This window comes from Leucobacter soli (genome assembly GCF_042659205.1).
GTDB lineage: Bacteria > Actinomycetota > Actinomycetes > Actinomycetales > Microbacteriaceae > Leucobacter > Leucobacter soli.
Window position 1 is genome coordinate 1 of the sequence record NZ_JBHSRW010000095.1, and the last position, 8,853, is coordinate 8,853.

At 69.8% G+C, this 8,853-nt stretch carries 6 protein-coding genes; all 6 read left to right on the forward strand.

All coding sequences use genetic code 11. The annotated features are described in order from the left end of the window. The first annotated feature begins 256 nt into the window (after positions 1 to 256). Positions 257 to 1,876: an ABC transporter substrate-binding protein gene (locus ACFPZL_RS07510; RefSeq protein WP_218114467.1), complete on the forward strand. Its 1,620-nt coding sequence runs from the start codon at positions 257 to 259 to the stop codon at positions 1,874 to 1,876. A gap of 59 nt (positions 1,877 to 1,935) precedes the next feature. Then, a complete protein-coding gene (locus tag ACFPZL_RS07515) occupies positions 1,936 to 3,012 on the forward strand; it encodes an ABC transporter permease (protein WP_218114468.1) in 1,077 nt (358 codons plus the stop codon). 115 nt (positions 3,013 to 3,127) lie between these two features. Then, positions 3,128 to 4,102: an ABC transporter permease gene (locus tag ACFPZL_RS07520; protein ID WP_218114491.1), complete on the forward strand. Its 975-nt coding sequence runs from the start codon at positions 3,128 to 3,130 to the stop codon at positions 4,100 to 4,102. Continuing rightward, positions 4,099 to 5,805 (forward strand): dipeptide ABC transporter ATP-binding protein, encoded by a 1,707-nt coding sequence (locus tag ACFPZL_RS07525; RefSeq protein ID WP_382335000.1) that lies wholly within the window; start codon positions 4,099 to 4,101, stop codon positions 5,803 to 5,805. Before ACFPZL_RS07520 ends, ACFPZL_RS07525 begins: the two co-directional genes overlap by 4 nt. A gap of 205 nt (positions 5,806 to 6,010) precedes the next feature. Further along, a complete protein-coding gene (gene hutU / locus ACFPZL_RS07530; RefSeq protein ID WP_218114470.1) occupies positions 6,011 to 7,738 on the forward strand; it encodes a urocanate hydratase in 1,728 nt (575 codons plus the stop codon). Positions 7,739 to 7,748: 10 nt separating this feature from the next. Next, positions 7,749 to 8,853: amidohydrolase family protein (locus tag ACFPZL_RS07535; RefSeq protein ID WP_382335002.1), on the forward strand; the 1,105-nt coding region annotated here is incomplete at its 3' end.

Consider the following 8,853-nt stretch of genomic DNA (forward strand, 5'->3'; position numbering starts at 1 on the left):
CGGATGCCCCGCGAGCGGCCCCTGAGCGACGGGCCGGCCGGATCCGCCCGGATCCCGCGCCGGCCCGGCCCGGAGACCCCGGGAGTTGTAGGGTTCGGCCAGTCCGGCCCGCGAAAGCATTGGTCACGATTGTGCGGCGTATCCGGCCGCGGTGAAACGGGCACTCGGAAGATGGCTAGGCTGTTCTGGTCAATCACTTCCACGACGCCGTGCACGACCCGTGCGCGGCGGAGCGGAGAGTAACGAAGGAGAACAAGTGAAACTCTCACGCACGGCCTACGGTGCACTCGCACTGGCCACTGCGAGTGCACTCACGCTCGCCGGTTGCGCCTCGGGCGGCAACGGCAACGGCGGCGGCGATTCCGCCGGCGGCGCGATCGTCATCGGCACGACCGAGGTGGTCACCTCGCTCGACCCCGCCGGCGCCTACGACAACGGCTCGTTCGGCGTCATGACGAACGTCTACCCGTTCCTGCTGAACAACCCGGTCGGCAGCAGCGAGGTCGAGCCCGACATCGCCGAGTCGGCCGAGTTCACCACGCCGACCGAGTACACGGTCACGCTGAAGAGCGGCCTCACCTTCGCCAACGGCAACGAGCTCACCAGCTCGGACGTGAAGTTCACCTTCGATCGTCAGCTCGCGATCGCCGACGAGAACGGCCCCTCGAGCCTCCTCGCGAACCTCGACAGCATCGAGACCACCGATGACGTCACCGTCGTGTTCCACCTGAAGGAGGGCAACGACCAGACGTTCCCGCAGGTGCTCTCGAGCCCGGTCGGCCCGATCGTCGACGAGGACGTGTTCCCCGCCGATGCGCTCGCGACCGACGCCGACATCGTCGCGGGCAAGCCCTTCGCCGGCCCGTACTCGCTCGAGACCTTCGACCAGAACAACCTGGCCTCGTACCAGGCGTTCGACGGCTACCAGGGTCTCTGGGGCGCCGCGCAGACCGCGCAGATCAACGTCAAGTACTTTGCCAACGAGTCGAACCTCAGCCAGGCGATCGAGACGAAGGCCGTCGACGTCGCGTTCCGCAGCCTCTCGGCCACCGACATCGAGAAGTTCGAGGGCACCGACGGGCTCAACGTCGTCAGCGGCCCGGGCGGCGAGATCCGCTACATCGTCTTCAACTTCAACGTGCAGCCGTACGGCGCGAAGACCGACGACGCCGATGAGGCGAAGGCGCTCGCCGTCCGTCAGGCGGCCGCCGACCTGATCGACCGCGAGAAGATCTCGGATCAGGTGTTCAAGGGCACCTACACCCCGCTGTACAGCTACGTGCCCGAGGGCCTGACCGGTGCGAACGAGGCGCTCAAGGGCCTCTACGGCGACGGCCAGGGCGGCCCCGACGCCGCGCGCGCCGCGGAGCGCCTCGCCGACGCGGGCGTCGAGACCCCGGTCGAGCTCAACCTGCAGTACGCGGGCGAGCGCTACGGTGCGGCCTCCTCCGAGGAGTACGCGCAGATCAAGGCTCAGCTCGAGACCGACGGTCTGTTCTCGGTGAACCTGCAGTCCACCGAGTGGGGGCAGTTCACCAAGGATCGCGTCGAGGATCTCTACCCGGCTCACCAGCTGGGCTGGTTCCCCGATTACTCGGATGCGGACAACTACCTGACCCCGTTCTTCCTCGAGGGCGGCTTCCTGTTCAACCACTACGACAACCCCGAGGTCAACGAACTGCTCCGTTCGCAGCTCGTGACCCCGGACGTGGCGGAGCGCACCGCGAAGATCGAGGAGATCCAGGACCTCGTGGCCGCGGATCTCTCGACCCTGCCGATGCTGCAGGGCGCGCAGGTCGCGGTCGCGGTCGACGGCGTCGAGGGCGTCACCCTCGATCCTTCGTTCAAGTTCCGTTTCGGAACGCTGACGAAGTAATCGCGTGAGATAAGTGCAGGGAGGGGGCCGCGCGGCTCCCTCCCTGTACCCTTTCGACTATGACTCTCGATATCGCAGCGGTCAGCACCAGCGCGAAGCCACGGCGCAGCTCCGGAGGAGGCCTCGGGCGCTACATCCTCTGGCGCGCGGTGCTCATCATCCCGACCGTCTTCATCCTGGTCACCATGGTGTTCCTCCTCATGCGCACCATCGGCGACCCGATCACCGCCTCGATCGGCGATCGCCTTCCCCCGGACGAGCTCGCCCGTCGCATCCACGAGGCCGGCTACGACCGGCCGATCCTGGTGCAGTACGTCGAGTACCTCGGCCAGATCCTCCGCGGCGACTTCGGCACCACGATCAGCGACAACCGTGCCGTGACCGAGGTCCTGCTCACCTTCGGCTCCGCCACCCTCGAGCTCGCCTTCTACACGCTGATCGTCGCTTTCATCGTCGGCATCCCGCTCGGCATGCTCGCCGCCTACTACCGCGATCGCGGTCCCGACGCGGTGCTGCGCGTGTTCGCGATCTTCACCTACGCGACGCCGGTGTTCTTCTCGGGCCTGCTGATGAAGCTGGTCTTCGGCATCTGGCTCGGCTGGCTCCCCGTCTCGGGGCGCGCATCGATCGGCACCGAATTGCAGCTGCAGATGCTGTCGAATCCTTCCGGTTTCTATCTGATCGACGCATTCCGCACTGGGGACATGGCCAATGTCGCGGATGTGCTGGCGCATGCGATCCTGCCCGCGCTCACGCTCGGCCTCATGACCGCCGGCGTGTTCCTCCGGCTGGTCCGCACGAACATGATCGGCACGCTGGGCCGCGAGTACATCGATTCCGGGCGCTCGCGCGGCGTGGGGGAGTTCCGGCTCGTCACGAAGCACGCCTACCGGCCGGCGCTCATCCCGATCATCACCGTGATCGGGATGCAGATCGCGCTCCTCCTGGGCGGCGCCGTGCTCACCGAGACGACCTTCGAGTGGAAGGGTCTCGGCTTCCAGCTGGCCTACTATCTGAGCGCGCGCGACTTCATCGCGGTGCAGGGCATCGTGGTGCTGCTCGCCGTCATCGTCGCGCTGAGCAACTTCATCGTCGACGTGCTCGCCGCGCTCATCGACCCGCGAGTGAGGTACTGACGTGACGAACTCGACTCCCACCGTGAACGGAACGGTCGCCGCGCCGGGCGAGCGCGCCTGGCACTCCTGGCCGCTCATCAAGCAGCTGCGCCAGAGCGTCGGACTGCAGCGGGGCATGCTCATCGCCGGCCTCGTCCTCGTCGCGCTCTTCGTGCTGCTCGCCGTGTTCGCTCCGCTGATCGCGCCCTACAGCTACAACACGCTCTCGGGGCCCGACGGCGACTTCGGCTCGCGGATGGCGCCTTCGGCCGCGCACCCCTTCGGTACGACGATCGCGGGCTACGACGTGCTCTCCCGCGTGATCTGGGGCTCCCGCACGGCGCTGCTCGTGATCGTGATCGCCGTGCTGAGCTCGATCTTCGCGGGGACGCTGCTCGGTCTGGTCTCCGGCTACCTCGGCGGCGCGCTCGACCGGGTGCTCGTGATGATCACCGATGCGATCTACGCCTTCCCCTCGCTGCTGCTGGCCATCGTCATGTCGATCATGATCTCGGGCGGCCAGTCGAGCCTGTGGGGCGGCATATGGTCGGCCGCGCTCTCCATCACCGTCGTGTTCATCCCGCAGTACTTCCGCGTGGTGCGCAGCGAGGTGGTGCGAGTGAAGGCCGAGGCCTTCGTCGAGTCGGCCCGCGTGATCGGCGCGAGTCATCGCCGGATCATGTTCACGCACGTGCTGCGCAACTCGACGCGATCGCTCCCGCTCGTGTTCACGCTGAACGCCTCGGAGGCGATCCTGACGCTGGCCGGCCTCGGCTTCCTGGGATTCGGCATCGAGCCGAACGGCGCCGCCGAGTGGGGCTACGACCTGAACAAGGCCGTCGCCGACGTGACGAACGGCATCTGGTGGACCTCGCTCTGGCCGGGCCTCGCGATCGTGCTCATCGTCATGGGCCTCACTCTGACTGGGGAGAGCCTGAACGATCTCGCGGACCCGCGCCTGCGCATCCGCCGCCGCGCGAAGGCCGGCAGCGGCAAGGTGGCCGCCACCTCGGTCGGCGCCCGCCACGCGCAGGATCAGGGATACGAGTCGCTGGAAGCCGAGGATCCGGCCCCGGGAGCGGGAGCCGCCGACGAAGGAGGTGCGCGATGACGCGTCTGCTCGACATCTCGGATCTTGAGGTCACATTCTCGACGGACAGCGGGCCGGTGACGGCGGTCGACGGGGTCTCGCTGCACGTGGAGCCCGGCCGCGTGCTCGCGGTCGTGGGCGAGTCCGGATCCGGCAAGACCGTCTCGGCTCGCACTGTGCTCGGTCTGCTGCCCGAGACCGCGATCGCGACCGGCTCCGTCGTGCTCGCGACGCGCGACGGCAGCGGGAGCAACGACGTGCTGCATCTCGGCGCGGACCAGCTGCGCCGGGTGCGCGGCCGCGACGTCGCGATGGTCTTCCAGGAGCCGTCCACCGCGATGAACCCGGTCTTTCCGATCGGCTGGCAGATCGCCGAGGGCCTGCGCGCCCACGGCAAGCTCTCGAAGAAGGAGCTGCGGGCCAAGGCGATCGAGATGCTCGACCTGGTCGGCCTGCCGGATCCGGAGGAGCGCGTCGACTACTACCCGCATCAGCTCTCTGGCGGGCAGAAGCAGCGCGTGATGATCGCGATGGCGCTGGCTCTGCGACCGGGACTCATCGTGGCGGACGAGCCCACGACCGCGCTGGATGTGACCGTGCAGGCCGAGATCCTCGATCTGCTGCGCAAACTGCGGGACGAGCTCGGCACCGCGATCCTGCTCATCACCCACAACATGGGTGTGGTGGCGGATCTCGCCGACGACGTCGCGGTGATGTACCAGGGGCGCGTCGTCGAGCAGGCACCGGTCGCGGAGCTCTTCGCGAACCCTCGCGAGGCCTACACGAAGCAGCTGCTGGGTGCGGTGCTGAAGCTCGGCGAGGGGCGACTGGTCGCGGAGGACCGGCAGGCGCTGCCGCATCCCGCCGGGGCGCACGCGGCGCCCGATGACGCGACCGTCACGGCGCCGGTCGTGCGGGCGCGCGGGCTCGAGATCCAGTACCCGGGTCGCTTCGGCCGTCCGGGGTTCAAGGCCGTGCAGGGCGTCGACTTCGAGATCTCCGCGGGCGAGGTGTACGGCCTCGTCGGCGAGTCGGGATCGGGCAAGTCGACCATCGGCCGCGCGATCGCCGGCCTCACCTCGGTCACCGGAGGGTCGCTCGAGGTGTTCGGGCACGAGATGCTCGGCTACAAGGAGCGGGCCTTCCGGTCGATCCGGCGCGATATCGGCTTCGTGTTCCAGGATCCCGGCTCGAGCTTCAACCCGCTGCTCACGATCGCGCAGAACGTGGCCGAGCCGCTGCTCGTGCACCGGGTGGTGCGCAGCGCGGAGGCCGCGCGGCCTCGCGTCGACGAGCTGCTCGAGGCGGTGCAGCTGCCCCGTGCCTACGGGGACCGGTTCCCGCACCAGCTCTCGGGCGGGCAGCTGCAGCGGGCCTCGCTGGCCCGCGGGCTGGCGCTCGATCCGAAGCTGTTGATCGCCGACGAGCCGACCAGCGCGCTCGACGTCTCGGTGCAGGCTCGCGTGCTCGCGCTCTTCGTCGAGCTGCAGCAGGAGCTCGGCTTCGCCTCGCTGTTCATCACGCACGACCTCGCGGTGGTCGATGCGCTCGCCGACCGGGTGGGCGTGCTCTTCCACGGCGAGCTGGTGGAGAGCGGCAGTTGCGAGGAGGTGCTGCGCCACCCGCAGGAGGCCTACACGCAGCGGCTGCTGGCTTCGCTGCCGGTGCCGGATCCGGTGGAGCAGGCACAGCGGCGGGAGGCCTGGCGGGCGGTCGCCTCGTAGCCTCTCCCGCGACCCGGCGGGCGGTCGCCTCGTAGCCTCTCCCGCGACCCGGCGGACGAGCGGGCGGTGTCTGGAATCCCGGACATCGCCCGCTCTCGTCGCATTGCCCGGCCGAACCGCCTGCGGTGAGATGGGTGCAGCGCGATCCTTCGCGAGACGACTGCGGAGGATCGCACCTCGAACGCACCGATCGAAAGGCACGACCATGGCTCTCCCCGGCGCCCGCCCCGTCCGCTCCCCGCGCGGTACCGAGATCTCGGCCAAGAGCTGGCAGACCGAGGCTCCGCTGCGCATGCTCATGAACAACCTCGACCCCGAGGTAGCCGAGCGCCCCGACGACCTGGTCGTGTACGGCGGCACGGGCCGCGCGGCGCGCTCGTGGGGCGCCTTCGACGCGATCGTCGACACCCTGCGCGATCTCGAAGAGGACGAGACGCTGCTCGTGCAGTCGGGGAAGCCGGTCGGCGTGTTCCGCACGAACAGGTGGGCGCCGCGCGTGCTCATCTCGAACTCGAACCTCGTGGGCGACTGGGCGACCTGGCCCGAGTTCCGCAAGCTCGAGGCCGAAGGCCTGATGATGTACGGCCAGATGACGGCCGGCTCGTGGATCTACATCGGCACCCAGGGCATCCTCCAGGGCACCTACGAGACCTTCGCCGCCGCCGGCCGCAAGCTCCAGGGGCAGGGCCGCATCGAGAAGGTCGAGGGCAAGGGCCCCCTCGCCGGCACCATCACCCTGACCGGCGGCTGCGGCGGCATGGGCGGCGCCCAGCCCCTCGCGGTCACCCTGAACGACGGCGCCTGCCTGATCGTCGACGTCGACAAGACGCGCCTCGACCGTCGCGCGGGCAAGCGCTACCTCGACGAGGTCGTGGAAGACCTCGACGAGGCGCTCGCCAAGGTGCAGCAGGCGAAGGACGAGCGGCGCGGCTGGTCCGTCGGCCTCGTCGGCAACGCGGCCGAGGTGTTCCCCGAGATCCTGCGCCGCCACCGGGCGGGCGAGATCACGATCGATCTCGTGACCGACCAGACGAGCGCCCACGACCCGCTCAGCTACCTGCCCGTCGGCTACACCGTCGAGGAGTGGCACGAGCGCGCGGCGGCCGACCCCGAGCAGTTCACGAAGGACGCGCAGGCCGCGATGGCCGCGCATGTCAAGGCCATGGTCGAGTTCCAGGACGCGGGCGCCGAGGTCTTCGACTACGGCAACTCGATCCGCGATGAGGCCCGCACGGGCGGCTACGATCGCGCCTTCGAGTTCCCCGGCTTCGTGCCCGCCTACATCCGCCCGCTCTTCTGCGAGGGCCTCGGTCCGTTCCGCTGGGCGGCGCTCTCGGGCGATCCCGAAGACATCCGCGTCACCGACGCCGCGCTCAAGGAGCTGTTCCCCGAGAACACCCACCTCCACGCCTGGCTCGACGCCGCCGCCGAGCGGGTCGAGTTCGAGGGCCTGCCCGCTCGCATCTGCTGGCTCGGCTACGGCGAGCGCCACCAGGCCGGCCTGCTCTTCAACCGGCTCGTCGCGGAGGGCAAGGTCAAGGCGCCGATCGTGATCGGCCGCGACCACCTCGACTCGGGCTCGGTCGCCTCGCCCTACCGCGAGACCGAGGCGATGGCCGATGGATCCGACGCGATCGCCGACTGGCCGCTGCTCAACGCACTCACGGCGACCTCGTCCGGCGCGACCTGGGTGTCGATCCACCACGGCGGCGGCGTCGGCATCGGCCGCTCGATCCACACCGGCCAGGTTTCGGTCGCCGACGGCACCGAGCTCGCCGCCGAGAAGCTCTCGCGCCTGCTGACCAACGACCCCGGCATGGGCGTCATCCGCCACGTCGACGCGGGCTACGAGCGCGCCGCCGAGGTGGCGAAGGAGCGCGGCGTGCGCGTGCCGATGGAGCCCGTGATCCGCAACACCGATCGGGCCTGGTAGGTTCTCGCTCGTGACCTCCCTGCTGATCGACGACATCGGCGAGCTGACGACAAACGACGAGTCGCTCGGCGAGGGAATCGGCGGGCGCCTGCGCGATGCGGCGGTCGTGATCGACGGATCGCGGATCGCGTGGGTCGGCTCGGCCACTGACGCCCCCGCCGCCGACGAGCGCGTCGACGCCGGCGGGCGTGCTCTGCTGCCGGGCTGGGTCGACTCGCATACGCACATGGTGTTCGCGGGGGATCGCACCGCCGAGTTCGAGGCACGCATGGCGGGCGAGGCGTATGCCGCGGGCGGCATCAACGTCACCGTGAGCGCGACGCGCGCCGCTTCTGACGAGGAGCTCGACGGCAACCTCGCCCGGCTCGTCGCCGAGGCGCGGCGCGGCGGCACCACCACGATCGAGACGAAGACCGGCTACGGGCTCACGGTCGAGGACGAGGTGCGCTCCGCGGTCGTCGCCGGGCGCCGGGCCGACGCCGTCACCTTCCTCGGAGCTCATGTCGTCCCGGCCGGGCAGGATCCCGACGCCTACCTCGACCTCGTGACCGGGCCGATGCTCGACGCCGTCGCTCCGCACGTGAGCGCCGTCGACGTGTTCTGCGAGACCGGCGCCTTCGATGAGGCCGCCTCGGCGAGGGTCCTCGAAGCCGCCGCTCGGCACGGTCTCGCCACCCGTGTGCACGGCAACCAGCTCGGCCACGGTCCCGGCGCGCAGCTCGCCGTGGCGCACGGCTCGCTCAGCGTCGACCACCTCGGCTTCCTGAGCGATGGCGACATCGCGGCGCTCGCGGGGTCGTGGGACGAGTGGCGCCGCGGTGCAGGAGTCGCCGGCACCGTCGCCACGGTTCTACCGGCTTGCGACCTCTCGACGCGCATGCCGCTCGCGCCGGCCCGCAGGCTGCTCGACGCGGAAGCGGTGCTCGCCATAGCGAGCAACTGCAACCCCGGCACCTCGTACACGAGCTCGATGGCGTTCTGCGTCGCGACCGCGGTGCTGCAGATGGGCCTGACGATCCAGGAGGCGGTGCGCGCGGCGACGCTCGGCGGCGCCACCGCGCTCGGCATGCAGGATGACGGATGGACCGACCCGCGCGGCGAGGCGCAGCCCGCCG